Raw genomic sequence first — 26,660 nt, forward strand, 5'->3', positions numbered from 1 at the left:
TGATAGGGGAAAGCTTCTTCCTCTAAGGTTCCCGCAATGAGTCTCTAAAACAACAGGACCGACAGGGGAGGGGCTGGAATCATCTCACCTCTAAAATCTAAAAACTGCACCAGCAGCAGATAGGCAACCCCCAGAATCAGGGAAATCGCACCGGTCAAAATGGGGATCAGTTTGGACTTTTTCTCAGACATATCAATCTCTCTTCTCAGGAGTAACTCGTGGGGCTGGCGCCTCTTCTACGAAGGCAGTGGGTGCCACAGGCTGCTGCACAGCATTATATTGTTTCTCAAGATCCCGAGTCGAGGAGAGCAGTTTACTCAGACCGTTAATCAAACGAATCAAATTTTCGCGGAACTCGGCATTTCCGGTCACCTGCTCGAGATCCGTTGTGATTTTTTGTGTATTTTGAAAGGTCACGCGAGCGGCATCCAGGGTCTTGGCCAGGCCCACCAGCACTAGGGGACTGTTGGCGGTAGCTGTGACGCTTTTGAGATTTTGACTGACTTGGGCTCCATTCGCTGTGAGCGTTTCTAAGTTTTCAATAATCTGACTTTGCTCCACCTTGCTGAGGATGGGCGTCAGGCCATTGATGGCAAGGTTGAGCTCCTGGCTGGCCTCATTGAGATTATCAAGGGTGGTCAGGAGCGTCCCCCGGTTATCTTGGATTAGGCTGCTTACGCCTGTGGCTGCGGTATCAATGCGATCGGCTGTTTGAATAAAGCGGTTTCCTAAATTGCCCAATTGATCGGCGGATCGAGTGACGGAGGTTGCCGCTTGGACCACTGAGGCTTGAATTTGATCGACTCGGCCTAGTTCGCGGCGAGCCTCTCGACTCAACAAACTCAACTCTCCCAGAGTGCGGTTAGCATTGCGGCTGAGATCTCGAAAGCTCAGGGCGGCCAGGGATAAATTTTTGAGTGTGGTATTGGTGGTGCTGAGGAGGTCGCCGTCCCCCAACAGCTTGGCGATGCGGGTGGTGGAACGAATGAGTTCATCAAAAGTGGCCCCAGATTGACCAATGAGGCGATCGCCATCACATAGGATCAGGGCGGAATCACAACTGTCACCAAAGGGAGTCAGACCAGGGGTACTGGGAATCTGGGCACTGTCTGCTGGCGGAGTAACATTGAGGGTAACCTGCCCCACAAAGCCGGACTGACTGGTTTCCACCAGACTGTCGCGCGGAATCAGGAGCGTGGCGGGCCGCACTTGGAACTCCACTAAGACCCCGTTGGTCCCAGGTTGCACCCGATTCACCTGCCCCACCTTGACGCCGCGATAGCGCACGGGACTGCCAGCATCCAGGCCCAGGGCATCGGGCAGTTCTGCCTGCAGCTGATAACTCTGCCCCTGAAAGTTCAAGCCTCTCATCCAAAAAATTCCACCGCCTAGAAGCAAGGCTCCCCCTAGCAGCAGCAGTCCAACGGATCCCTCCTTAATCGCACGTGATTGCATTGTTATCCTCCTGCATCAGGTGAGCGTTGACCCTGGGGAACTTCACAGACAGGTCAAAAGTGGGCTAGGCAATTATAGGGGGGCATCCGACTCTAGAATAGTGGGGTGAGTTCAATCAAAGCGGTATGGATTACAAAGAGGCGGGCGTCAATTTAGAAGCAGGACGAGAATTTGTCCGCAGCATTCAGTTAACCGTGCAGCAAACCTACCGTCCGGGTGTTTTGGGGGGCCTGGGGGGGTTTGGGGGGGCCTTTGAAATTCCCGCTGGCTATCGCCATCCTGTCCTGATTTCAGGCACTGACGGCGTCGGAACAAAGCTAAAACTGGCCCATGCCCTTCATCAACACCATACCGTAGGGATTGACCTAGTGGCGATGTGCGTCAACGATATTCTGACCAGCGGTGCCGAACCCTTGTTTTTTCTAGATTATTTAGCCACAGGTATCCTTGATCCCAAGGATTTGCAGGCTGTGGTTTCCGGAATTGCCCAGGGGTGCATCCAGGCTGGGTGCGCGCTGCTGGGGGGGGAAACCGCGGAGATGCCAGGGTTTTACCAACCCCAGGAGTACGATCTTGCTGGCTTTTGCGTCGGCATTGTGGAGCGAGATCGGCTCTTAGATCGCACCCAGGTGCAGATCGGAGATATCGCCATCGGGCTGGCCAGTCACGGGGTCCACAGCAATGGCTTTAGCCTGGTCCGAAAAGTTGTTGAAACTCAGCAGTTAAGCTGGGGCGATCGCCCTGAGGACCTTGGCGGCCCCACCCTGGGAGAAATTCTGCTAGAACCCACAGCTATTTACGTTCAGGCGATTCAAGCGGCCTTTAAGGCCGGGATGAATATCCACGGGATGGCCCACATTACCGGAGGGGGACTGCCAGAAAATCTGCCCCGCTGTCACGGTGAAGGCCAGTCTATTGAGCTAGATTCCACTAGCTGGCCCAGACTCCCCATCTTTGAATGGATTGCTCAGCAAGGATCCATCACGGAGGCCAACATGTTCGATACCTTTAACATGGGGATTGGCTATGTTGTTTTAGTGCCCCCAGAGCAAGCCACGGCAGCACGGGACTTCTTCCATGACCACACTCGCGGCGCTTACATCATCGGCCAGGTTGTCAACGGCGATGGCCGGTTAAAGGGGATTCCCCTTGTGGAATCTTAGGGATTGCACTTGGAGATCCTATTGAAGGCAAAAGGCCCGGAGTCCACGCCTATCTCAAGCATCCCGTATTGCTGCTACCTTCCGGTCCTGACAAGATTTGGGCGTTGGGATCGCGTGGGTCCGAGCCACCAAAGATCCTAGCATCTCCTGGTGTCAATCCCCAGGAAGTCAAAAAAAATAGGCCCCATCCTAGGCAAGGAATCAATGGACGATGACGTCCTTGCTGGCTTGGGGCTGCGGGGCTGGAACCTGAACCACGCTGGGTCTTTGTCCCGTTAGTTGAAAGGTCTGATCGGCAAACCGTTCTGGACAACCGCTGACAAAATAAGCAACTTTACTCTTTTTCTTCCGTTCTGTAGCGCTGGTCTGGAGCCGCAGCAGATGCAGTTCCTGGGCAGCGGCCTGGGCAATGTGCAAGGCCGGGTCAATTAAGCTGACGCCTTCAGGAAGAGCAGCTTGAATGACCCGAGATAAATGCGGATAGTGAGTGCAGCCGTAAATTAAGGTATCAATCCGAGCCTCAATCAGGGGCTGAAGTCTAGCCTGCACAATTTCTCTCGTTTCCTGGCACTCTAGCTTCCCCTGCTCAATTAAGGGCACAAACTCCGGGCAGGCCACTTGGAAAACCGCGAGATCGCCCTTAATTTCCTGAAGGGCCCGGAGGTAGCACTGACTATCTACGGTTGCTTGGGTCGCAATCAGGCCAATCCGTGTTCCCTGTCGGGCAGCGGCTTTAGCTGCCGGTAGAATCAGGCCCAAAATAGGAAAGGAATAGGCGTGTCGGACCTGCTCTAGGGTGACTGCTGAGCTGGTGTTACAGGCCATGACCGCCATCTTGACGGGCAAAGCCTGCATCCAGTCGAGAATCCGCTGGGTAAACCCGAGAAGCTCGGCTCCACTGCGCCCCCCATAGGGCACATTGGCCGTATCGCCAAAATACACGAAGGATTCCTGGGGAAGCTGACGCTGGAGCTGCTTGAGTACCGTCAAGCCTCCCACCCCACTGTCGAAAACACCGATGGGTAAGGCATTTCCCCTTGCCTCTGTCTGACTGGCTGCACCAAGGGCTAAGGTCAGACCAGAAAAAGAAACCGCTTTGCGATGGTTCACCCAATTGTCCTCACAACCATCCACATTGAACAGGTAAAAATACGGATTCGTCAACGGATTGAGAGGCTTTAATTTCCATGGGATGTTGAGCAGGACCGCGGTTACGGTTGAAAAATAGGCGGTCCTGCCGCCAGATCACCAGGGAGGTGCTAGGTACGGAGGTGAACCAACCTCAGGCGTTCCCATGGGGCTCTTTCCCTCACCTTTGGCCCTCCCCAGGGAGGTCCCTAGTCGTCGCTGGTTTTGGCGAGAACCCGCTCCGCAATTTTGTCGGGCACCACATCCAGGTGGTCATCTTGCCAGTGGAAAAAGCCGACGCCCTGGGTGAGCGATCGCAACTCAATGATCAGATCCTGCATCTCAGAGAGGGGCAGATGGGCCGACACCTCATCCCAGCCCGTCCAGTTTTTCTTGGCCTCGTAGCCGAGAATTTGACCGCGCCGATTGGTAATAAGGCGCAATACGTTGGACGTAAAGTCCGTGGGAGTCGAAATCGTCACGCTTTCAATCGGCTCTAGCAAGATCGGTTCACAGTCCGGAATGCCCTGCTGCATGGCAACCCTCGCGGCTTGCTTAAAGGCCTGCTCCGAACTGTCCACTGAATGGTAGGACCCATCGGTGAGCACCACCGAGACGTCCACAATCGGGAAGCCGTGAATTCCCTGGGCGAGATATTCCCGAACCCCCGTTTCCACGCCGGGAATATACTGCTTGGGCACAACGCCGCCCACAATTTTTTGCTCAAACTGCACCCCTTCGCCCCGGCCCTGGGGATGAATTTCCAGATAAACATCTCCATACTGGCCATGCCCACCGGTCTGATGCTTGTATTTTCCATGGCTTTTCGTGGATTTACGAATGGTTTCCTGGTAGGGCACATGGGGCCGATGGGTATTTACAGGCAGGTTGTACTTGCGATTGAGGCGATCGATGGCTACCTGAAGATGAATGTCCCCCTGACCCCACAGCAAAATTTCGTGGGTGCTGTCGCGGTGTTCCCAGGCCAGGGAGGGATCTTCTTCGACAATTTTGGCCAGAGCGGTGCTGATTTTGACCTCGTCTTTGCGATGGACTGCCGTGATGGCCTGGCAGAACACTGGCTCTAGACGCTCTGCCTGAAGCCCATTGGTGGCCATCGCCTCCCCTGGAGGCGAGAGCACATCGCCAGTTTTTGCCGTTTCCAGACGACTAATGGCAACAATATCTCCCGCTTCGACTCGCCCCAAACTCTTGGTGCTTTGACCCAGCATGCGGTAAATGCCTCCGACCCGATCTGCCTTGAGACTCATGGAATCGTCAATGCAACCCTGCCAAATTCGGACCAGGGACTGCTTGCCTCCTTGGGGAAGCAGGTAAGTTTTGAGCACTTGGGCGACGGGGACATCGGAGGTGGCTTTAAAGCCGCGGCGCGCCGCTGTTTCCTGAGCATCGGGCACATCTTCCCTCAGGGCGGTCAACAGAGGCAGAACCCCAAAGGACTGGCTGGCCATGCCAATCAGCACCGGCACAATTAAATCAGCCCCTAGCTCCATCTTAAAATCGGCCCGGACCTCTTCCTCCGAAGGATGAATGTCTTCAATGATCTCCTCTAACAGGTGGTCGTCAAAGTCTGCCAAAGCCTCCAGCATGTGGCGATGGGCATCGGTTTCTAAATCCTGGAGGGAATCGGGTAGGGGAATTAAATCCGCTGGGGCGTTCTCGTGGTACTGGTAGGCCTTCTCGGTAATCAGGTCAATAAAGCCGGTAATCTGTTCCTTCTGATAGATAGGGTATTGGCGCAACACCAGTGGACGACTGGACACTTGCTGGAGCGCATTCAATACGTCCGGGAAGTTATCCAGGGCATTGTCCATTTTATTGAGAAAGATAAGGTGAGGGATTTCCCATTCATCTAGCTTTTGAAAGATGGGAGCGAGATTAAGCACCTTTTGGCTGTCCGGTTCGCACACCACAACAGCTGCGTCCACCCCCACCAGAGCGCTTAGGGTTTCTTGCAAAAATTCAATGGATCCGGGGCAGTCTAAAAAGGTAAAAGAAAGGCCGCCATGTTCAATACTGGCAGCCGTCACTTCGGTACTCATCTGGCGATCGCGAGCCTCAGGACTGGCATCACCCACGGTATTTTGATCTCGCACCGAGCCTTTTCGGGTTGTTGCGCCGCTCAGGTGGAGCAAGCTCTCTAGCAGCGTGGTTTTACCACTTGAGTAAGGCCCCACCAAGGCCACATTACGGAAATGACTCATCATCGCCTCCCTGTTCTGATAAATTGGGTGCTCATCATTCAAGAGTGCGGAAACTTCCACTGCGGAAACTTCCAGCACAGCAGTTCAGTCAGAGCAGTTCAGTCCGATCGGGCATATTGTGGTCTGGATTGGGGCTTCGCGATACATGTCCTAGAGCCATTACATCTCACTTAGGCTAGAACGGTAGACATGCCTATGCTGATTTCTCCCTGAAACAGTTAAACTGAGGTCTATCTAAGACTGAACCACCTTCCTTTGGGTATAACTCAACCCCGTCAGCATTGATTAAAAATCCCATAAATCTTAAGGACAGGTTAAAGGGGGTAAATTTTTTAGTTCATTTGTAAACGACCAATGATGATCGTCACTTCTCCACTTAACGTGCCTTGCCTCAACCGCCGTCGAGTCAGTCTCCGGGGCAAAAGGCCAATCCGGGGCTATGGTTTGGCTCTCTCCGCAAGTTTGGCGGCAATTTTTCTGACGGCTCCTACCCTTGCGAATTTGCCCACGATAGGGGCAGCCTCAGCCCAGGCGCAGATCAATGAAAACACTAAGGCGGAGCAGCTGTATCGACTGTTTAAGCAAGGAAAATCGCTGGTGCAAGCCCAACGTTGGGACGAAGCCCTGAGCACGTACGTCTATGCCGCCCAGCTGGATGATAAAAATCCCAAAATTCAATCAGCCATCGGCTACATCCAGGCCCGTCAGCGAAAATTTGCCGAGGCTGCCCGAGCCTACCAAAAGGCCATTGCCCTGGATGCTAAGGACAGTAACTTTCACTATGCCCTGGCCTATAGCCTGGCTAACTTGGGCGATAACCTCGGGGCCGAGCGGGCTTACCGGCAAGCAGCACAGCTCGATCCCAAAAATATGGAAGCCCTTGAAGGCTTGGGCGTCGTTCTCAGTCGCCAGCAGAAATATCTAGATGCCCTCAACACCTATCAGTCCATTATTCAGCTTAACCCTCAAAATGATTCGGCCCAAGAGGCTTTAGGACTGCTGGCGCTCAAGGCCAATCAGCTAGATGAGGCGATCGCGGCCTTTCAAAAAGCGGTCACTATCAATCCGAAACGGGGCTCCGCCTGGGTTAATTTGGGGCTGGCCCATTCCCTGCGCGGTAATCTAGCCCAGTCTAACCAAGCCTTTGAACAGGCCGCCCAGGTTGATCCCAGCAATCCGGTGGTGAATGTTCGCTTGGGTGATTTGCTGCGAGATCAAGGCAAGCTTGAGGAGGCCATGCTGGCCTATCGGCGAGCCCTCCGGGGCGATCGCAACTATCCCGAGGCCCACAACGGGATCGGAGATGTTAAGCGAGCCCAGGGAGATTCGCTCGGGGCCCTAGTTTCCTACCGTGAGGCTTTAAAGGGGGATGCGCGGCGGCCCGAAACCCACTATCGGCTGGCCCTAGCGCTCATTGATCGCGCCCGCAATCGCGAGGCAATTGAGGCATTGCAGATAGCACAACGGCTCTACGGGGAGCAGAAAAACAGTGAAGGCGTCGCCCAAGTGCAGCGGCTGCTGGCTACGATTCGGTAAGGAGTTTGAGCTTGCAGCCTGAGCTTGCAGCCTGAGGTTGCGGTCAACCCCTTGATCTCAGTACAGCGGTGCCGGCTGCTGGCGAATCCGCTGGGCAATGGGCCGAACGCGCTTGACAACGCGAATCAGATAATCGTAGTTGGGGGGGGCGGCATTGGGCGCAAAGCCCACATCTTCAAGGACCTGCAGCGGTGATTTTTCCAGGCTTTTCACGAGTAACTGACGAGTTTCCTCGGAGAGGTTGGGGCTGACCAGAATCGACCCCGCTGGCACCGGGTGGGAATCTCGGAAGAGTATCCGAAAGCGATCGCGGTCAAACTCTTGCTTGTAGAGATCAAACTCTTGCAGCGATAGTGCCCCGGCCTCTGCTTCTCCCTTGTCGACCCACTCTAGAACCTGTTTAGGGGTGGCGGCAAACTTCACCTGGGAGAGCGTGAGGCCGTAGAGGTTATAGATGGGAAAATAGTACCCGGTTGCCGACCCTTCCTGCCCCAGTGCCACCACCTGATTTCCTAAATTATCCAGGGTTTTAGCGGGGCTCTCTTGACGCACTACCAGAATCGATCGCTGCTCTTGATTGGCTCCCACCCGCGGCATGACCGGGGAATACTGGGCCTGGGAAATGGCAATTGCCGCCAACCCTGGGGGCGCAATCACCACATCCCAGGATTTTTGTGAAATTTGTTGAATGGCTTGAACCTCGTTTAGGGCGGGTTCCAATTGCACGATACTTTTCAAAGACTGGGCTAGATGGGCCTTTAAACCGTCATGCTTTTCGAGGGACGTTGCGCCCTCGCCATAGCTCAAAACCCCAACGACCAACTGACTGGGAGATTTAGCCTGATTCCCACAGGCTGTACTCACGAGGGCTAAAGCGCCTAAAACTAAAAATCGTCGTCTGATCATGCTGGAAACGGATCAACAGTGCTCACCTCAGAATACTCTGAGAATCCCCACGGCTTTCGCCGCTGCTTCTGGGGTGTGAGAAGGATTGAAAACTGGGGTGCCTGAAAAACCGGCAAAATTAACCCAGGCTTCAGGGTTTTGTAATTTTCATGACAGTCATAGACACGCTGAAAAGAGTCGTTAATAATTGAAACAGGCCCCATCCTGGTGTGAACTAATCAGGGAATTGCTTGTCGCGATCGCCCAAAAGAATTAAGGCTCAGTCAATGCTAAATAATTTAAAGCTTGGTGCAAAATTAAACGTCATTTTGCTAACGGTTTTCCTCATCATTATCGCCATTAGCGGTTTATTTTTATCCCAACTGCTCCAGCGCAACGCAGAGCAAGAAATCACCTCCGAGGCGCAGCTGCTCATGGAAACCATGCAGTCGGTTCGCACCTACACCAGCCAGGAGGTCAATCCAGAACTCGCCGCCCGTTTAGAAACGGAAACTGATTTTATTGAGGAAACAGTGCCAGGATATTCTGCTCGCCAAGTGTTTGAGTATCTTAGAAAGCGTGAAAGCGCAGACAACGGCGAAAAGCCCTATGAGTATTTCTACTATAAAGAAGCCACTTTAAACCCGACAAACGTTCGCGACCAGGCCAACCCATTTGAGGCCAGGATCGTTGAAAAGTTTCGGAAGAATGAGGCCACTGGACAGGTCACAGGATTTCGAGACGACCTGGGTGTGCGACTATTTTACGTGGCCAATCCCATCAAAATTGAAAAGGAAAGCTGCCTTCGCTGCCACAGCACACCGGAAGCAGCGCCCAAGAGCCAGCTCATTAGCTATGGCGACCAAAATGGCTTCGGCTGGAAGCTGAACGAGATCGTGGGGGCGCAGATGGTTTCGGTCCCGGCCAGTCAGGTGTTTAATCAGGCGCGTCAGCTACAGCTGTCGGTGCTGGGCATTTTACTGGTGGGGTTTCTGGTGGCACTGGGCATTTTGAACCTATTCTTGAACCGGTCAATTATTTCGCCCCTGCAAAAGATGTCGACCTGGGCTCAGAGAGTGAGTACAGGGGAAGCGGCCTCGGAATATAAGCACCAGTCTAAGGATGAAATTGGCATTTTAGCCTCCTCCCTGAACCGCCTCAAAGTCAGTTTAGATATGGCAATGAACATGTTGAATTCGCCCCAAAATCCCCCCAATCCTCCCCAGTAATGGCTGTTTCCCCCACCGATCCCGCTATTCCCACCCCGGATTCATCGGAGACTCCCCCTGGGGCAACCCTCAACCCTTCACCGGAGGCGATCGCTTTCTGTCAGGCCCTGGCCTCAATTCATCAGCAGGGCTGGACCCAGGGAACTGGCGGAAATTTTAGCTACCTGGCCACTCGCCACCCCTTGCTGCTAGTCATGGCCCCCAGTGGAGTCGATAAGGGCCGGGTGGATCCCCAGTGTCTCATTGGCGTCAATGAACACCAGCAGGTGGTCTGGGGCAAGGGAAAATCGTCTGCGGAAACGGCACTTCATCTTTGTATTGCCCAGCGAACGCAGGCAAGGGCCATCTTCCACACCCATTCCCTCTTTGCCACTCTGGTGAGCGATCACTTTTCCTCCCAGGGCTATGTGACCTTAGGCTCCTACGAAATGCTAAAGGGCCTGGCGGGTATTACCACCCACGATTGTCACGTTCAGATTCCCATCTTTGCCAATTCCCAGGATATGCAGGAATTAAGCCAGAAGGTGGGGGCCTGGCTGGAGACGGCACAGCCCGCCTACGGTTTTTTACTGGCCGGGCACGGTCTTTACACCTGGGGCGATTCAATTTTTAGTGCCCAGCGACACCTGGAGATACTAGAATTTCTATTCGAGCTAACCTACCGGAAGCTGTTAATCCAGCCTTAGCCCCTAGGCGCCTTGCCCATTGCCCAGATTAATGTTTAGCCCAGACGCACTATGGCCACGCTTTCCATTCCTGATGAGCATCGCACCTTAACCGATCCCGTAGCGATCAAGGACTATCTGCATCGGATTCACATTGGGTACGATCAATGGTTCCCAACTGTTGAGGTTGCCCAAACCGCGACGGCGGACGAAATCTTGGCGGCCTACGCGGCTGACCTTGCCCCCCTAAAAGAGCGCGGGGGGTATGTTCATGCGGATGTGGTGAATATCAGCCGTGAGACTCCGAACCTGGAGCAGATGCTGAATCGGTTTAATCGGGAGCACACCCACGATGAAGACGAGGTTCGCTTTACCCTCGCCGGTCACGGCTTATTTCACATCCATCCTGTGGATGCACCGGTTGTGGCGGTGGAAGTGGCGGCAGGGGATTTGCTGGTGGTGCCCAAGGGCACGCGGCATTGGTTTAACCTCTGTCGCGATCGCCAAATCAAGGCCATTCGACTGTTTCAAGACAGTGCAGGCTGGACGCCCTGCTATACCCAAAGCCAGGTTGAGGAGCAATATCAACCCCTGTGTCTGGGACCAAACTGGGTGGAGGCCATGGTGTGAACAGGCACTTTCAAGACCCTGGAGTTCAGGCAATTTTGCTCGATATTGAGGGCACCGTGGCCCCGGTGGAGTTTGTCTATGGGGTTTTGTTTCCCTTTGCCCGTGAGCATCTGCGATCCTATCTCCAGGACGCTGCCCAGGCGGCGGCAGTTCGGTCAGATCTCCAGGATCTATACCAAGAGTACAGGGCCGAACAGCCCCAAAATCCCAGGTTGCCAGATTGGTCGGGCGACACTCTGGAGGGGGCAATCGCCTACGTGGAGTTTCTCATGGACTGCGATCGCAAATCCCCAGGACTCAAGTCCCTCCAGGGCAAAATTTGGACCCAGGGCTACCAAGCTGGGACCCTTCAATCCCAACTGTTCCCCGATGTGGTTCCCGCGCTCTTTCGATGGCGTGAGCAGGGTAAACAAATTTTTATTTTTTCCTCCGGCAGTGTGCAGGCTCAGCAGCTCATTTTCCGATATGCCGAGCAAGGCGACCTCACCGCTCACATCCGTGGCTATTTTGACACCAAAACCGGCCCCAAAAAGGAGGCCTCTAGCTATAGGGCGATCGCTGCGGCCATCGGCAATCCTCCCGAAACCCTGCTCTTTATCTCTGATGTTGAAGCTGAGCTTGAGGCTGCACAAGCGGCTGGCCTGAAGGTCTTACTTTCCGTGCGACCCGGCAACGAGCCGATCCTCAACCCCACCTTCCGAACCTTGACTTCGCTTGATCAGGTGTTCTAACTGATGAACCGCAGCTTCTTGGTGCAGGTCTCTATCTGGAGAGGGATCCGCTTCCTGGCTCACCGGTGAGGCCAGATCGGCCTGGGGATCTTTCGGGGCACCATGGGGGCGGATTCCAATAAACAGGTCATAGAGAAAGCTGCCGAAATTCCTGCGCTCGAAGATGCCCAGGGTTTGGTGACTGCCCTTTTGATCCAGCAGGGGCTTGACGGCGTAGTAGGCAGGCTGACACTTATACCAGGGAATCGAGGGCCAAAGGTGATGGATGAGGTGGTAATTTTGGCCCAGAATCAAGAGGTTTAGGATGGGGCTGGGGTAAACCCGCGCATTTTTCCAGCGATTTCGCTCTTGAAAGGGGCGATGGGGTAAATAATCAAAAAATAGCCCCAGGGCAATGCCCACCACGAGGGCCGGGCAAAACCAATAGTGCATCACGTAATTTAAAAACCCCTGGGTTGCCGCCACCCACACCAGGAGGGCCACTGCGAGGCGACTTAAAAACCACTCCAGCAGCTCAAACTTTCGCCACAGACGTCTTTGGAAGAAGAAGAACTCGTGATAGAAAAAACGCGGTGCAATTAGCCAGAGCGGACCAAAGGTTGACACAAAATGATCGGGATCGTTTTTGGGATCATTCACATTGGCATGGTGCTGCATGTGAACCCGCGTGAATACCGGAAAGGCGAACCCCAGGAGCAGCGCGCTGCCGTGACCTAGCACAGCGTTTACCCGTCGATCCCGATGGGCGACGTTGTGCGAGGCATCATGAATCACCGTCCCCGCCAAATGTAGCGCCAAGACATTGGCTGCAAAGGTTAACCAATGGGGCCAGTGCCCATAAAAATATCCGATTGTAGAAATAGCGACTAAAGCAACGGCTGCCAAAAACATCAGCAGGGTTGGATTAAAGCCCTCAGGTGCACCAAGAAATTCGTAGGGTACAGTCTGAGGTTGCACGTCCGCTGGCATCAACTGCAAATCCTTACTCTGTGGGCATTCTTCTCAGGTAGTATACGATACAAGTCTCAATAATTTAAAGTTTTGTGACAAGCAATCGTTCCGCTGGGGGAACTTAGGGCGCCAGAGAAGGTCAGTGGAATTGGCGCTTCCGGACTTTTTTAGACCCAGAGGAAATCCATATGTCTAGGATTAATTTTCTTCCCCCACTCTTACTTCAATCCAGCGTAAAGGCAACGCTCCTGTCAGGCTGTATTGCCTCTCTATTATTCCCCCTGATGACCCCTGAGCAGAGCCTTGCGGCAACCCCCGCCTTTGACGAGATTGAGTCCAGTGTGGTTGAAAGCTCGATTCCAGAGGAAGACTTTGGGGCTTCGCCCCAGGAAGATCCCGGCACCTTTGAGGGTGGAACTGGAAGCTTTGAGGAGGATGTGCGCTTTTCCTGCGCCAATCGCGGCGGCCAGTATACGGTTATGTACCAGCCGGAAAGCCGACCTGGAGAGGCATTTCCCTGGGCGGTGCCCCAGGCGATGGGGGGAGGATGGAGTCCTGAAGCCCGCTGCTTTGAAATTGCGCGCCGGCTAGAGGAATACCGCCCCGATGGACTGGTGGAGCTACAAAATGGTCGTGAAAACGGGTATAACATCCTCTGCGTCACCACGGAAGATAACCCCGCCTGCCGAATTGTTCTCACCGTACCCCCCGGTCAAAATCCTACAGCAACTCGCGATGCCGTGTTTGAAAACTTGCTGGTGGCAGATACCGGTGAAATGACCACAGGAGTCACCACCTACACCGGCGCTCGGGAGAGCGGCTTATTTGGGGACTTGATGCAGGTTGGCTCACGGTTGTTTGGGAGGCGATCTTCCCAGGCGGTGGCTAGACAGCGCAGTATTAACCTCAAGCCCTATTTGGATGGTGCCGATCGGGGCACCGGCACCGCCCTGAACAATGGTGTCAGCCTGCAGCAAACGGGGGGTCGCACCCGCCTCAATCCCAACCGCTTTCGCAATTAATTTTGGCTCATTCTGAATTCTGCCTAATGTTGACTGTTTGAGGGCCTGACTGGCCTGATGTTGGCATTCCTTGGGTAAAACCGCCTGTGTAAAGCCGCCCTGAGAGGGGCGGCCTTGGTGGAGTTTCAATCCAGCGCTTACTGGCTCATGGCCTCAATGAGAATGGCGGCCACTTCGGGGCGAGAGAACTGCGGTGGGGGCATCTCTCCGCGACGCAGCATTTCACGCACCTTGGTTCCTGAAAGGTGAATTCTTTCTTCGGGGCTGCTAGGACTGGTTTTTGCAGTGGCCATTCCTTCTGTGCGTGTGCAGTAAAAGGCGTGCTCAAACTTCAGCGGCGTAATGCCCAGGGCAGACGGCTCAAACTCATCGAAAATGTGCTGAGCATCGTAGGTTCCGTAATAATCCCCCACGCCAGCGTGATCGCGTCCGACGATGAAATGGGTGCAGCCGTAGTTCTTCCGCACCAAGGCATGGAAAATGGCCTCGCGGGGACCGGCGTAGCGCATGGCGGCGGGATTGATGGCCAGAATAGCGCGATTTTGCGGGAAGTATTGATCCATCAAGACTTCGTAGCAGCGCATCCGGACGTCAGCGGGGATGTCATCACTCTTGGTGGCCCCCACGAGGGGATGGAGAAATAAACCATCGACAATTTCTAGGGCGCATTTTTGAATGTATTCGTGGGCCCGGTGAATGGGATTGCGGGTTTGAAAGCCCACAATGGTTTTCCATCCCTTTTCTCGGAACAGGGCGCGGGACTGGGCAGGGTCAATTTGGTAATTCGGGAACAGAGGATGGGCCTGGCGCTCCAGTAGCCAGATGCCTCCTGCCAGGTTGATATTGCCCTGATCGTAGACCACCTTAACCCCAGGATGCTGATCTTCCTGGGTGCGGTAAACCTGCAGGGCTTCGTTTTGCTTATCGTAGGTATATTTTTGGGTCAGTTCGAGCACCCCAATAAACTCCCCCTCGGGATTGTCCAGACGCACCAGGCTATCGAGCTTGAGCGGATCGGCAACTGCCTCCGTTACCGAGAGGGTAATGGGCACAGACCAGGGAAGCCCGTTCTCCAGATGCATATGGTTAACCACCTGGTTGTAGTCGGATTGATCCATGAACCCGGTCAAGGGGCTAAACCCACCGATGGCAATCAGTTCAAGATCGGAGACGGCTCTGGCGTCAAGGGTGACCCGAGGCAGGGTTTCTGCCTGGGCTAAAAACTCTTGACGCTGGGCCTCACTTGCGATTCGGTGGATGAGCGTTCCGCCATGGGGAGCGATCGCATCTTTATGTTCAGGCACTGCATTACCTCTGAATGATACAAACGTGACATCCTCCCGAAGCTGACCCTGGGGGAACAGCGCGGGCTTCCCAACCTCACGATCAGGCATTCCTGCCCCACGCCACTTGTCTAGGTCGTAGACCTCCGACAGACCGACGATTTGACAGGCACTTTCGTTTCGCCAGAGTCTCTGGCTACTGACTTGATCTCAGCGGCGAGACTCCATGTGTCCCGATGCTGATGCTGAGCATACAGCGCGGAACTGATGGTCTGGCGCCCGTGCGGAGTTCAATCGAGGGAGCTCAATCGATCGGCAACCCTTCAGGGGGCGATCGATTGAGCTCAGCCTCGGACTTTCCAGGAATGGTGAGAGTGAACCCCTCTGGGTCACTCAAATCATATGTCCTGGTTGCAACAGATCTTCACATTTTATTGAGTAAAGCTTAACATTCAGAGGGCTGTGTGACTCAGTAGAATTTCTCATCGTTTCCCATAGATCGATGAGCTGAGATAATCTGGGTTTGAAATTGGCTGGGGTATAGCCTTAGCTCCTCAACGTCTCCACTGGCGAGTTTATTGTTATGAATTGCGTTACCGATCCGGGCTATGTTCGTCCGCTGCTGCAGCCGATTCAATTCGGCACCGATGGCTGGCGGGGCATTATTGCCCAGGAGTTTACCTTTGAGCGGTTGGCTTGGGTGGCTCCCATCGCCGCCCAGATCTTGGAGCGAGTTTACGGGGCGAGTGTCCCGACCCGCACCGTGATTGTGGGCTATGATCGCCGCTTTTTATCGGAGGACTTTGCCCAAGCCGTGGCCGTTGCGGTGCAGCAGGCGGGATATGACGTGTTGCTTTCAGACACCTATGCTCCCACGCCAGCCTTGAGCTGGGCGGTGAAGCATCGGGAAGCCCTGGGTGCGCTGGTGATTACGGCCAGCCATAATCCGGGCACCTATTCGGGCCTTAAGGTGAAGGGCGCCTTCGGCGGGTCAGTTCCAGAGGAGGTGACGCAGCTCATTCAGGCAGAACTGGCCACGATTACAGTGCCGATCCAGGCGGCTGTGCCCGGTCGACTAGAATTCTTTAATCCCTGGCCAGAGTACTGCGAGGTTTTGCGCACCAAGGTTAAGGTCAGCCAGATTTGTCGCGCGGTGGAATCGGGCAAGCTTGCAATTTTTGTAGACGCGATGCATGGAGCCACCGGGAGCGGTATGGCTCAGGTTCTAGGATGTGAGGTACACGAACTTCGGGGCGATCGCGACCCGCTGTTTGGGGGCAGTCCACCGGAGCCCCTGGCGAAATATATTGGTGGCTTGATGGAGGCGGTGCGAAGGCACCGAGAGAAGACGGGGGCGCTAACGGTGGGAGTTGTGTTTGATGGCGATGGCGATCGCATTGCTGCGGTGGACGGCAACGGCAAGTATCTAAGCTCCCAAATTTTGATTCCGATTTTGATTGATCACTTTGCGGCCAATCGGGGGCTAAGGGGCGAAGTGATTAAAACCGTCAGCGGGTCTGACCTGATGCCGCGGGTGGCGCAGATGCACCATTTGCCCGTGTTTGAGACGCCAATTGGCTACAAGTACATTGCCGATCGGATGCTACAGGTGGATTCGGTGCTGCTGGGGGGCGAAGAGTCGGGCGGAATTGGGTTTGGTACCCATATTCCGGAACGAGACGGGCTCCTCTCGGCGCTATACCTTCTGGAGGCGATCGCTGAGCGGGAAGCAGACCTGAGCGAACTGTTTGCCCAGCTTCAGGATAAAACCCAGTACTACTGCCACTATGACCGTATTGATCTGCATCTATCCGGGGATGAAGCTAAGGATCAGTTAATTCATCAGCTGGAGCACCAGCCCTTTTCAGAAATTCTGGGCCAGTCTGTGCAGGATGTGTCCAAAGCCGACGGGTTCAAGTTTCGCTTGGCGGACCAAAGCTGGCTGCTCGTGCGCTTTAGCGGCACCGAACCGGTGTTGCGGCTCTACTGTGAGGCGGCAACCCTAGAGCGGGTCCATGAGATTCTGAATTGGGCCAAGGCCTGGGCTTTGGGCACTGACACTCCCTAAAGCGTTCCCCCTATCCATCCTCACTGGCCGACGGGCTGGATGGTCGCGATCGCGGCGGTGTTGCCGTTCGTGGACAGCGGCGAGCTACCGCGCAATTTAAACTGACGGCAGACTGCCGCTGCCCTTTCCAGGGGTCAGGGGGCTCCTCTTGCGGGTCATTGCCATGTTCAGGTTTTCGTTGCGCTATAGTCTCAAAAAACAGACCTGATCCCTCTCCCCGTGGAATTGCGCAACGCCACCCTCGCTGATCTCCCGGCTATCGTTGAGATTTATAACCAATCGATTCCCAGTCGCCAGGCCACTGCGGATACGGAGGCCGTTTCGGTGGACAGCCGATTGGATTGGTTTGCGGCCCACAACTCTCCCCAGCGGCCACTGTGGGTCTGTGCTCTCAGCCGCAGGCCCGAGGGTCCCCCGTTGGAACTGGGTATACCTGAAACTGGAACCCTTGAAACCGGGATCATCGCAGGCTGGATTAGCCTCAACTCCTTTTACGGTCGTCCGGCCTACCGGGATACGGTGGAGGTGAGTTTGTACGTCCACAGCGCTTATCAGCGACAGGGCATGGGCCGGTATATGCTCAGCGAGATGGTTCAATACAGTCAACAGCAGGGTTTAAGGGCGCTGTTGGGATTTATTTTTGCCCATAATCAACCCAGTCTGGCGCTGTTTCGTGGATTGCAATTCCAGAACTGGGGCTATTTGCCCCAGGTGGCGGTGTTGGATGGGGCTTGCCGGGATCTGGTAATCTTGGGGCGATCGCTTTGTCCTTGAGGGATCGCCCTATAATTGGGAAGGCCAATGCTTGCACCTGACACTGTGTCTTCTTCCGTCGCGCTCCCCAAAATCAAGTTTCTCAAACAGCCCACCCAGCAAGCCTGGATCGACCAGGCTATTGCCCATATCGATACGGTGCTCCTGGATCATTCCCACTGTGAGCGCAAGGCGGCTGGCATGGCCCTAAAACTCATGTTTCGCTACCCCTCCTACGAGTGCATGGTGCGATCGCTTACCGCCCTGGCCCAGGAGGAGTTGGAACATTTTGAGCTATGTAACCAGTGGTTAGAGCGGCGCGGCATTGCGATGGCCCCGTTGGCGGCGCCGCCCTACGGCGCAACCCTGAATGCCCAGATTCGCCGCCATGAACCCGACCGGTTTTTAGACCTCATGCTGGTGTCTGCTTTGATTGAGGCACGCAGTCACGAACGTCTGGGCTTGTTAGCGGCTCATTTGCCCGACCCGGATCTGGCTCAATTTTATCGGGGACTGATGGCCTCTGAAGCCCGGCATTACGGCATTTACTGGATGCTGGCCCACACCTACTGTGATCAAGCACAGATTGTCCCTCGACTCGCAGAACTGGCGGAGGTTGAGTCTCAGGTTCTGGCTACCCTGCATCCCGAGCCACGGATTCATAGCTAGCCCGCTTGTAGAGTGACAAGTCCAGCGACGGTCTCAATCAAGGTGTTTTGGGGCGATCGCAGGGGAAGTGAGGCGTCCTGATCTTGATGCTTCATGCGAAAGGACCGCAGGAGATCCGAAGGGGGAAGGCGACAACGCAATCGCTGGCTCTCGACCCGTCGGGGTGTACCTTGCCCCCCTGGTGAGCCGGACGCTGTGCCCTAAGCCTGCCACGTGAGCGAAGGGTTATGCCACATGTTCTCGTAACTGAAAGACATTGCCCTCTGGATCCATGGCATTGCAAGCGACAAACCCAGAACCACGCCAGTTCTCGTTAAAGACCTCTCCCCCAAGACGCGCTGCATCGGCCCGTGCCACGCTCAAGCTAGGAACAACAATCCGGCTTTTGCGGATCCTGGCATAGGCTATCTCACGGCTCAAGCAATACCCCCTGACTTACTATACGTGTGCCACCGATCACCTCGGCTAATCGACACAAACCTGTAAGCGTCTGACGCCGGATGGTTTTTCTGTTTTTTAGCTAGTCGGCGGCAAACCTCGTGCTCTCTCGAAGGGAAGGGTCGGGATGAGAGCCAGGGGGGCTCAGGGGGGGCGACGCCCCCTCAGTGCCCGCATCAGAGGAATCTTGCTGCCCAATGTAGCGTTTCAACCTGGACGCTGTGACCCCTCCACAACTGGCGATGAAGTAAGACTCATTCTCTACGCGAAGCGTAAGGGTCGGGAGTCTGTCACAGCTTAAGTTTGTATGCCACCACCCGATCCACCTCCATTTTCTAGGCTAGAAAATTCAGCTATCCCCCTAGCGAAACTGACGGCGCAGCAGCAGCGAGTTGCTAATCACGCTGACTGAACTACAGGCCATCAGCGCCGCCGCCGCAGAGGGACTCAAGGCTTGATGAAACACTGGTAACAGGAGTCCAGCGGCGATCGGAATCCCCAGCGTGTTGTAGGAAAACGCCCAAAACAGGTTTTGCTTAATTTTCTGAAAGGTCATTCGCCCTAGTTGGATTGCCTGCACCACATCGCCTAGATCAATCTCTCCAGCCTTCAGCTGACTGCGCATCAGGACAATCTGAGCCGTTTCAATGGCCGCATCGGTGCCGGAACTCAGGGCAATGCCCACATCAGCCTGGGCCAGGGCCGGCGCATCGTTAATGCCATCGCCAATCATCGCCACCCGCTGCCCCTGAGCCTGAAGCGCTGCAATTTTTTCCGCCTTCTGCGCCGGAGACAGCTCCGCCAGAATTGCGGTTTCAGGTAGGGCTAACTCCTGCAGCAATGCTTGAGTGTTGACCCGTCGATCGCCCGTTAGCACCAGCGTCTGTAATCCCATATCCTGCAGTTTATCCAGCGTCGCCTGCACATCCTCCCGGACCCGATCTCGGAGGGCGATCGCCCCCACACAGGTCTGATCCTGGACGCAAAAAATCACTGAGCAACCCTCGTCCATCAAGGCCTGTGCCCGTTGGTGATCGCAGTCCGTGAGCAAAATGCCTGCTTCGCTCAGCCAACGCCAGGATCCGATCCCAATCGCCTGACCCTGAAACTGGCCTTCTAGTCCCAGGCCCGTTTTAATCTCCAGTGAGTCGAGGTCTGGAATCGCCATGGCACAGGATTGGGCATAGGTCAAAATTGCCGTCGCAAAGGGATGCCGACTGCTTTGCTCCAGGGCCGCCACCCAAGCAAGCATCTGGGTTTCATCCTCAATCGCAGACCCCTCCGTCAGCCAAATCTGCTGAATCTGAGGCTGACCGTAGGTGAGGGTGCCAGTTTTATCAAAGGCCACCACATCCAGCTGATGGGTGCGCTCCAGCACATCGCCTCCCCGTAGCAGCAGTCCCTGTTCCGCTCCCAGGCTGGTGCCCACCAGAATCGCCGTCGGGGTCGCCAATCCCAGAGCGCAGGGGCAGGCAATCACCAGCACCGCGATCGCCAGCTTCACCCCCAGCAGGAGCGCTGAGGAAGAGGGCTGCGCGGCTAAATGACCCAGGGTGCCATGCAGGGTTTCCGCCTCGGAGGGGAGGACTGCGGGCCAGAGCCTTGCCCCCACCAGGCTCCAAAACAGGAAAGTGGCCGTGGCGATCGCCATCACCCCATAGGTAAAGTAGCCCGCCACGGTATCGGCCAGCCGCTGAATCGGTGCTTTCCGCGTTTGGGCCGTTTCCACCAGCTGGATAATCTTGGCTAGGGTGGTTTCGGCCCCGGTGCGACGGGCCTCAATCTGAACGCGATCGCCCTGATTGAGCGTCCCCGCCGTGACTTCATCGCCAGGGCGCTTCAGCTGTGGCACACTTTCCCCGGTGAGCATGGATTCATCCACCACCGTTTCGCCCGCCCTCAGCACTCCATCCACCGGAAACAGGTCCCCCGGCAACACCTGGAGGCGATCGCCCGGTTGGACCTGTTCCACCGAAATCAACTCTGGCGGATGGGAGGAGACCTGCGCATCACCCGCCTCAGCGGTCACTCGGTAGGCCATGGGCGTTTGCAGCGACAGCAACGATCGAAAGCTCCGATTGGCCTTGATTCGGGCCTGCTCCTCCAGGGTGCGCCCCAATAAAATCAGCCCCACAATCATCACGGGAGCATCAAAGAAGCATTCCCAGCCGAACTGAGGCCAAACCAGCGCCACAACGCTAGCGCCATAGGAGGTCAGACAGCCCAAGCCCACCAAGGTGTTCATATTAGGAGCATTGCGCCGTAGCCCCTGCCAGCCGTCCCAGAGCATCAATCGCCCCGGCCCCAGCAGTGCTAAGGTGGCCAGTCCCCAATGAAATCCCATGGAGGTAATCCCCGGAATAGGAATTGGCAGCCAGCTTTCTACATGCCCCAGGGCCGATCCCAGCACTAACAGGACCGCAAACAGCAGCTGGCGCAGGGTTAGATCCTGTATCAGCGTGGCGAGGGAAAAGGCTGACGACTCCGGCCCTGGGGATCGGCCCTGGGTTTCTGGAACAACCTGCGTGTCAAAGCCAGAGTCGGTCAGCTTTTGAGCCAGGGATGCCGGAGGACTCTGGCTACAGTCCATCACCACCGTGGCCTTTTGTGTTACCAAATTCACCGTGGCATCTGTTACCCCCGGATATTGCTTGAGCTGATTTTCCACGGCCCGGACGCAGCCCGCGCACTTCATGCCAGAAACAAGCAGGGTAACCGCCTGTAGTTGCTGCGTATCGCCCTGGGCGGTGCTGGAAGGAGGGGTCATGGGTAGAATTGCTGGAGGGTCTGTTTGCAATATAGCGCTCCCCTGTGGCGATAGCGGTAGATCGACCCACTGCCATTATCCACGGGCATAAAAAAGGCCCCTCGTTGACAAGGGGCCGAACCTGAGACTGGTCCTGCCCGCGATCTAGACCCTCGACAAGGGACAGGTGACAAGGGACAGGGAGCCACGGGGCAGAGAGGTTAATGGGACAGTGTTCGCCGCTTCGAGACGAGCTGATAGGCTTCAATAATGTCGCCTTCCGTCCAGGCATTGAAGTCATCCACGCCCACACCGCATTCATAGCCGGTATTCACTTCACGGGCGTCTTCCCGCATTCGTTTGAGAGAATCTAAGACCCCCTCGTAGACCTTCTCAGATCCCCGGTGAACGCGAATCCGACAGTTGCGCTGAAGCTTGCCGGACTGCACGTAGCAACCCGCCACGGCTCCCCGACCCACTGCGAAAACGGCGCGAACTTCTGCCTGGCCTAGGGGTTCTTCAACCATTTCTGGATCCAGCAGACCTTCCATTGCCCCCTCAATGTCTTCCAGGAGCTTATAGATCACGGAGTAGTCTCGGATGTCGATGCCAGCTTCATCCGCAGCCTGGCGAGCACCGCTGGCCAAGCTGGTATTAAAGCCCAGGATGACCGCGTTACTGGCTGAGGCAAGATCCACATCGGTTTCCGTAATCTCTCCTGGCGCAGCCAGCAAGGTCCGCAACTGCACCTCCCGCTGCGGAAGCTGACCCAGGGCAGATAGGATGGCTTCGACCGATCCCTGAACATCGGTTTTTAGAATGATATTCAGCTCCTTCAGGTCTCCTTCTAGGGCCTGCTCGGAGAGGGCACCCAGGGAAACTCGGCGGGCTCCCATCGACTGGGTGAGTCGCGCCTGCCGTTGCTTGTCGGAACGAGTTTCCGCCACGTTGCGGGCCTCTTTTTCATCAGCATAGACGTCAAATTCGTCACCCGCTGCGGGCACATCGTTCATCCCCAGGATTTCTACAGCAAAGGAGGGAGAAGCACTCTCAACTCGTTCGCCGCGATCGTCCACCATGGCGCGAACTTTTCCAAAGACGGAGCCTGCTACCACAATATCCCCAACGCGCAGGGTGCCATTTTGCACCAAAAGGGTGGCAACGGGTCCCTTCGCCTTATCCAGGTGAGCTTCAATCACGGTTCCCTTGGCAAGGCGATCGGGGTTGGCATGGAGATCTTCAACCTCAGCCACCAGCAAAATCATCTCCAAGAGGCTATCCAGATTTTCTCCCTTGAGGGCACTCACCGGAACCATGATGGCATCGCCACCCCATTCCTCGGCCACCAGGTTGTGCTCTGCCAGTTCCTGTTTAACGCGATCTGGCTGGGCTCCTTCCTTATCCATCTTGTTGATGGCCACAATGATGGGGACCTCCGCTGCCTGGGCATGGCGCATGGCTTCCAGGGTTTGGGGGCGCACGCCGTCATCGGCCGCCACCACCAGAATGGCAATATCAGTGACCCGCGCTCCGCGAGCCCGCATGGCTGTGAAGGCCTCGTGACCCGGTGTATCCAGGAAGACGACCTGCTGGGGCTCACCGTTGTGGTCAAGGTCAACGTGGTAGGCGCCAATGTGCTGGGTAATGCCGCCGGCTTCGCCCTGGGCTACTTTGGTTTCCCTGATAGCGTCCAAAAGGGTCGTTTTGCCATGGTCTACGTGCCCCATAATCGTCACTACGGGCGGACGGCGCACCAGATTGTCCAGATCGGCAACGTCTAACATTTCTGTTAACTTCTTCGCCTTCGACTCGGTTTCGGGTGTTTCCACCTCAACCTCGAATTCCTCAGCCACCGTCGTAGCGGTCTTAAGATCAAGAGTCTGGTTAATGTTGGCGGCAATTCCCTTCAAGAAGAGATTTTTAATAATCTCAATTTCAGACACCGTCAGCAGATTGGCCAGCTCCTTCACCGTCAGGTCATCGGTGATAGCGATTACGCTAGGACGCTCTACGGTCTCTGCCTTTTGCTGGCGATCGCGACGTCGACTCCGGCTCCCGCCCCCGCGGCTGCTGCTGGCCTTCACCGCTGGCTGACTGCTGGGTTTACTCGTTTTCCCTGAGGAGGGCTTCGGAGGACGCACCAGGGACTGGCTCACATCCACTGCTGTGGACTGGGCCGCCAGATTACTATCGGCTGCAAACAGATCGTCATCCTCGTCCTCGGTCTTCGGTCCACGGCGCTTCTGCTTGGTCGGACTTTTGAGCTTCAGCTCCTCCATCTCATCCTCTTCCTTGGAGCCGCGCTTGCTTGACCGCTTCGGCTTATGCTGCAGCTTCGGGAGAACGGCGTCTGACCCCGCCTCTTCCTCCACAGTGGCGCGAGGTCGCACTGCTACTAGCTCCACCTCTGAGCCGCCGGCCTCGGATTTCTTGCGGACAGGGCGCACCGGCTTCGGTTGAGGACGGGGCTTGTCCTGGAGGATAGGGGTTTCCGGAGAGGACTCAAGCTTCTCCTCGCGGCTGCTTTCAGGAGAGCGAGGTTTGTCAACGGCGATCGCCTCTTGCTTGGGCTGTACACTCACCAGAGACTCGGCTGTCACCTTTGGGCGACTGAGTTTCGGTTTGCCCAAAAGCGTTGGGGCCGGCTCCGGCCTCTGCCGAACGGTCTTCGCCGCAGAAGCGGGGGCTGCTTCCTGAGGTCTAGATTGTTTGACCTCCTCAGCAGACGTTGGGCTCTTGCGTTTTGGTTTCGTGGGTTTCACAGGAGGAGTTTGAGCAGTCGCAGAGGCTTTCTCATGGCCAGGGACAGGCTTGCTCTTAAGTTGGGGTGGAGGAGAGAGTTTCTTCTCCGGTTCAGAAGGAGCTGAACTCGCGCTGGGCTTTGTTCCCGCTTCGGACCGTGCGGGTTTAGCAACGGGAGGCTTGACCAGTTCTGGCGCCGCATTGGGACGACTGGGCTTGGAGGGACCAGAGGGCTTGACAATTTCGGGTTTCGCCAGTGGGGGCGTGGGGCTTTCCCCTTCCTCATCGGGCTGCTTACGAATTTCTAGAATCTGCTGTCCTTTCTTCTGAGGCTTGGATCTCGCTGGCTTTGTCTCTGCGCCAGCATCAAAGCTAGGAGCAGCACTGCGAATGGCCGCTGCCTCTGCTTCTGTAATGGTGCTGCTGTGGCTTTTAACCGCAATATTGAGTTGCTCACAGAGATGCAAAATCTCTTTATTCTCCAGTTCTAGCTCCTTTGAGAGTTCGTAAATCCTGACTCGCGTAGTCGTACTCATTCAGTGTTTCCTTGTCCCTCTTCTTAAATTAAGGTTTTCACATAATGCGACCGTCCTAATTTTTCCTAGGTTCATCACGTGATTTGGCCTGGACCAGAATCCTCCAGTCAAATCCCATGTTAAACGAAATCTACGTTGAACTGATGGGTGGGTTTTGCAGTTGATTCTCTAAAGCCTCGTAAATCTGGGGAGGAACCGTCACCCGTAGCGATCGCTCCAGCCGCCTTTTTTTTCGGGCCACCTGTAAGCAATCCAGCGTAGGACAGAGATAGGCAGAGCGTCCCATCCCCATCCCGATAACGACCTGGCCACTGCAGGATAAACGCACAACCTTCAGGAATTGCTCCCGATGGGCTAGCCTACGGCAACTGATGCAACGTCGGACGCCAACTTGAACCATAGATTCGAATGTCCCAATTTTGTTACACCCTATTGAGAACTAGATTTTAGTCCGCCTCCGACTCAGCCATCCCCTCTGGGGACTCATCCGGACTATCAGCTTGGACCACATCGAAATCTGTGCCCTCAGTCGCAGCCGACTCTGAAATGGACTCAGCCTCCCTAGATTCCGCTTCCATGGCCGCTAGCTCAGCCTCTCGTCTAAAGGCTCGGCTAGCTTCACGTTCGGAAATATCCTCTGCGATCCTGGCATCCTCGGCAGCAGCATCATACTTGGCGCTGTCCTTAATATCAATCTTCCATCCTGTTAACCGAGCTGCCAGACGAACATTTTGGCCCTCTTTACCAATGGCCAAACTGAGCTGATCCTCCGCCACCAAAACGTGCACCTGACGCTCGTCAGGATCCACCAGGCGCACCTCATCCACCCGCGCCGGGCTCAGAGAATTGGCAATATAGGTGGCCGGATCGGGCGACCAGCGAATCACATCAATTTTTTCGCCCCTCAACTCATTGACCACCGCTTGAATGCGTGACCCACGGGCGCCTATGCAAGCCCCCACGGGATCCACATCTCGATCAAGGGTGTCCACCGCAATTTTGGTGCGCGGGCCAACATACCGGGAGGGCGGATTGGCCTCCCGCGCCACCGCCACAATGCGGACTACCTCATCTTCAATCTCAGGAACCTCGTTGGCAAACAAATAAACCACAAGCCCTGCATCGGCCCGCGAGACAATCAATTGTGGCCCTCGATGCGGACCATCAGCCACCCGCTGGAGAAACACCTTGAAGGTAGCGTTAGCGCGATAGTTGTCGTTGGGTAACTGCTCACGCTTGGGTAGCTCGGCTTCCACCTCGGGCTGACCAAATCCACTGCTGACCGCCAAAATAACAGACCGACGCTCAAATCGCAGCACACGGGCCTGGAGAACCGTTCGCTCAAGATCTTGAAACTCTTCTTGAATGAGCTTGCGTTGATGATCTCGGAGCTTTTGGGAGAGAACCTGTTTGGTCTGAATCGCAGCCATCCGGCCAAAGTCCCCCTGCTCCGGAGTGACATCCAAAACCACGGTGTCCCCTTCCTGCACATCGGGGGCAACCTCACGCACCTCATTTAGGGCAATTTGGTGATCGGGATTTTCAACTTCCTGAACAATGAGCTTGGTGGAGAGCACCCGGAAGCCCTCTTCCTCTAAGTCTAGGGCTACTTCAAAATTGTCAAAATACCCTTCTTCATAATGCTCTGCTTGATCCAGGTTCAAGGTCCGACGATAGCGCTCATACCCTTTCAGCAGTGCCTCTTGCAACGCCGCTTCCACGGCCTGCTTGGGTAAATTGCGTTCACTACTGATAGTGTTGATCATCTCCTCTAGGTGAGGGAGGCGAACCATGGACATAATTTT

General features: G+C 55.5%; 21 protein-coding genes, 1 other RNA gene and 1 pseudogene. 10 read left to right on the forward strand and 13 right to left on the reverse strand.

The genetic code is table 11. The features are described from left to right. Window positions 1-44: 44 nt before the first annotated feature. Together QQ91_RS07650 and QQ91_RS07655 are read right to left on the reverse strand one after the other, a co-directional pair. Window positions 45-191 carry a hypothetical protein gene (locus tag QQ91_RS07650; RefSeq protein WP_166274622.1) on the reverse strand — a complete coding sequence of 49 codons (147 nt, stop codon included), beginning with the start codon at window positions 189-191 and terminating at the stop codon, window positions 45-47. A 1-nt stretch (window position 192) separates the two neighbouring features. Beyond that, window positions 193-1,455, reverse strand: coding sequence for an MlaD family protein (locus QQ91_RS07655; RefSeq protein ID WP_166274624.1), 1,263 nt, complete (start codon window positions 1,453-1,455; stop codon window positions 193-195). Between the two features lie 125 nt (window positions 1,456-1,580). Between QQ91_RS07655 and purM the strand changes: the two genes are divergently transcribed. Then, window positions 1,581-2,618, forward strand: coding sequence for a phosphoribosylformylglycinamidine cyclo-ligase (gene purM, locus QQ91_RS07660; protein ID WP_166274626.1), 1,038 nt, complete (start codon window positions 1,581-1,583; stop codon window positions 2,616-2,618). A gap of 30 nt (window positions 2,619-2,648) precedes the next feature. On the opposite strand, the gene ffs is transcribed toward purM, so the two are convergent. The 3 genes from ffs to QQ91_RS07675 all read right to left on the reverse strand — a co-directional run bounded on the left by ffs (window position 2,649) and on the right by QQ91_RS07675 (window position 5,974). Continuing rightward, window positions 2,649-2,745, reverse strand: an RNA gene (gene ffs / locus QQ91_RS07665) — signal recognition particle sRNA small type. A 74-nt stretch (window positions 2,746-2,819) separates the two neighbouring features. Continuing rightward, window positions 2,820-3,728 (reverse strand): glutamate racemase, encoded by a 909-nt coding sequence (gene murI / locus QQ91_RS07670; protein WP_250833288.1) that lies wholly within the window; start codon window positions 3,726-3,728, stop codon window positions 2,820-2,822. A gap of 227 nt (window positions 3,729-3,955) precedes the next feature. Beyond that, a complete protein-coding gene (locus QQ91_RS07675) occupies window positions 3,956-5,974 on the reverse strand; it encodes an elongation factor G (RefSeq protein WP_250833289.1) in 2,019 nt (672 codons plus the stop codon). A 351-nt stretch (window positions 5,975-6,325) separates the two neighbouring features. Here QQ91_RS07675 and QQ91_RS07680 point away from each other — a divergent pair, with 351 nt between their 5' ends. After that, the gene (locus QQ91_RS07680; RefSeq protein WP_166274628.1) at window positions 6,326-7,507 is read left to right on the forward strand and encodes a tetratricopeptide repeat protein; all 1,182 of its coding nucleotides are present in this window, start codon (window positions 6,326-6,328) and stop codon (window positions 7,505-7,507) included. Between the two features lie 57 nt (window positions 7,508-7,564). Here the strand turns inward: QQ91_RS07680 and QQ91_RS07685 are convergent, their stop codons facing one another. Next, entirely contained in the window at window positions 7,565-8,413 is an 849-nt protein-coding gene (locus QQ91_RS07685) for a phosphate/phosphite/phosphonate ABC transporter substrate-binding protein (RefSeq protein ID WP_166274630.1), read from the reverse strand. 266 nt (window positions 8,414-8,679) lie between these two features. Here QQ91_RS07685 and QQ91_RS07690 point away from each other — a divergent pair, with 266 nt between their 5' ends. Genes QQ91_RS07690 through mtnC form a run of 4 tightly spaced genes read left to right on the forward strand, consistent with a single transcriptional unit; the run spans window position 8,680 to window position 11,647 of the window. Then, window positions 8,680-9,621, forward strand: a complete 942-nt coding sequence (locus QQ91_RS07690) for a c-type heme family protein (protein ID WP_166274632.1) — start codon at window positions 8,680-8,682, stop codon at window positions 9,619-9,621. Next, window positions 9,621-10,307, forward strand: coding sequence for a methylthioribulose 1-phosphate dehydratase (gene mtnB / locus QQ91_RS07695; RefSeq protein WP_166274634.1), 687 nt, complete (start codon window positions 9,621-9,623; stop codon window positions 10,305-10,307). The genes QQ91_RS07690 and mtnB overlap by 1 nt, the downstream gene beginning before the upstream one ends. Before the next feature lie 51 nt (window positions 10,308-10,358). Then, a complete protein-coding gene (locus tag QQ91_RS07700; RefSeq protein WP_166274636.1) occupies window positions 10,359-10,916 on the forward strand; it encodes a cupin domain-containing protein in 558 nt (185 codons plus the stop codon). Beyond that, complete coding sequence (gene mtnC / locus QQ91_RS07705; protein ID WP_250833290.1) at window positions 10,913-11,647, forward strand: acireductone synthase; 735 nt, start codon at window positions 10,913-10,915, stop codon at window positions 11,645-11,647. Before QQ91_RS07700 ends, mtnC begins: the two co-directional genes overlap by 4 nt. A gap of 102 nt (window positions 11,648-11,749) precedes the next feature. Here the strand turns inward: mtnC and crtR are convergent. Continuing rightward, a pseudogene (crtR, locus tag QQ91_RS07710) lies at window positions 11,750-12,616 on the reverse strand (beta-carotene hydroxylase); the annotation flags it as partial. Window positions 12,617-12,786: 170 nt separating this feature from the next. Here crtR and QQ91_RS07715 point away from each other — a divergent pair. Next, entirely contained in the window at window positions 12,787-13,620 is an 834-nt protein-coding gene (locus QQ91_RS07715; protein WP_250833291.1) for a COP23 domain-containing protein, read from the forward strand. A gap of 137 nt (window positions 13,621-13,757) precedes the next feature. On the opposite strand, the gene sat is transcribed toward QQ91_RS07715, so the two are convergent. Then, complete coding sequence (gene sat / locus QQ91_RS07720) at window positions 13,758-14,924, reverse strand: sulfate adenylyltransferase (RefSeq protein ID WP_166274640.1); 1,167 nt, start codon at window positions 14,922-14,924, stop codon at window positions 13,758-13,760. 562 nt (window positions 14,925-15,486) lie between these two features. Between sat and QQ91_RS07725 the strand changes: the two genes are divergently transcribed. The 3 genes from QQ91_RS07725 (at window position 15,487) to QQ91_RS07735 (ending at window position 18,393) form a co-directional block, all read left to right on the forward strand. Further along, window positions 15,487-16,971, forward strand: coding sequence for a phosphoglucomutase/phosphomannomutase family protein (locus tag QQ91_RS07725; protein WP_166274642.1), 1,485 nt, complete (start codon window positions 15,487-15,489; stop codon window positions 16,969-16,971). A gap of 219 nt (window positions 16,972-17,190) precedes the next feature. Next, window positions 17,191-17,745 carry a GNAT family N-acetyltransferase gene (locus QQ91_RS07730; protein ID WP_166274644.1) on the forward strand — a complete coding sequence of 185 codons (555 nt, stop codon included), beginning with the start codon at window positions 17,191-17,193 and terminating at the stop codon, window positions 17,743-17,745. Window positions 17,746-17,790: 45 nt separating this feature from the next. After that, window positions 17,791-18,393 carry a MiaE family protein gene (locus tag QQ91_RS07735; RefSeq protein ID WP_349306859.1) on the forward strand — a complete coding sequence of 201 codons (603 nt, stop codon included), beginning with the start codon at window positions 17,791-17,793 and terminating at the stop codon, window positions 18,391-18,393. Between the two features lie 225 nt (window positions 18,394-18,618). On the opposite strand, the gene QQ91_RS07740 is transcribed toward QQ91_RS07735, so the two are convergent. The 5 genes from QQ91_RS07740 to nusA form a co-directional block, all read right to left on the reverse strand. After that, window positions 18,619-18,813 carry a VOC family protein gene (locus tag QQ91_RS07740; protein WP_201277051.1) on the reverse strand — a complete coding sequence of 65 codons (195 nt, stop codon included), beginning with the start codon at window positions 18,811-18,813 and terminating at the stop codon, window positions 18,619-18,621. A 379-nt stretch (window positions 18,814-19,192) separates the two neighbouring features. Further along, window positions 19,193-21,598, reverse strand: coding sequence for a heavy metal translocating P-type ATPase (locus tag QQ91_RS07745; protein ID WP_166274648.1), 2,406 nt, complete (start codon window positions 21,596-21,598; stop codon window positions 19,193-19,195). A gap of 200 nt (window positions 21,599-21,798) precedes the next feature. After that, complete coding sequence (gene infB / locus QQ91_RS07750) at window positions 21,799-24,855, reverse strand: translation initiation factor IF-2 (protein WP_166274650.1); 3,057 nt, start codon at window positions 24,853-24,855, stop codon at window positions 21,799-21,801. Window positions 24,856-24,985: 130 nt separating this feature from the next. After that, window positions 24,986-25,255: a YlxR family protein gene (locus QQ91_RS07755; protein WP_166274652.1), complete on the reverse strand. Its 270-nt coding sequence runs from the start codon at window positions 25,253-25,255 to the stop codon at window positions 24,986-24,988. Window positions 25,256-25,301: 46 nt separating this feature from the next. Continuing rightward, window positions 25,302-26,654: a transcription termination factor NusA gene (gene nusA / locus QQ91_RS07760; protein WP_166274654.1), complete on the reverse strand. Its 1,353-nt coding sequence runs from the start codon at window positions 26,652-26,654 to the stop codon at window positions 25,302-25,304. Window positions 26,655-26,660: the final 6 nt, after the last annotated feature.

It is taken from the genome of Lyngbya confervoides BDU141951 (assembly GCF_000817775.3).
In the GTDB taxonomy this organism is placed as follows: domain Bacteria; phylum Cyanobacteriota; class Cyanobacteriia; order Thermosynechococcales; family Thermosynechococcaceae; genus Lyngbya; species Lyngbya confervoides.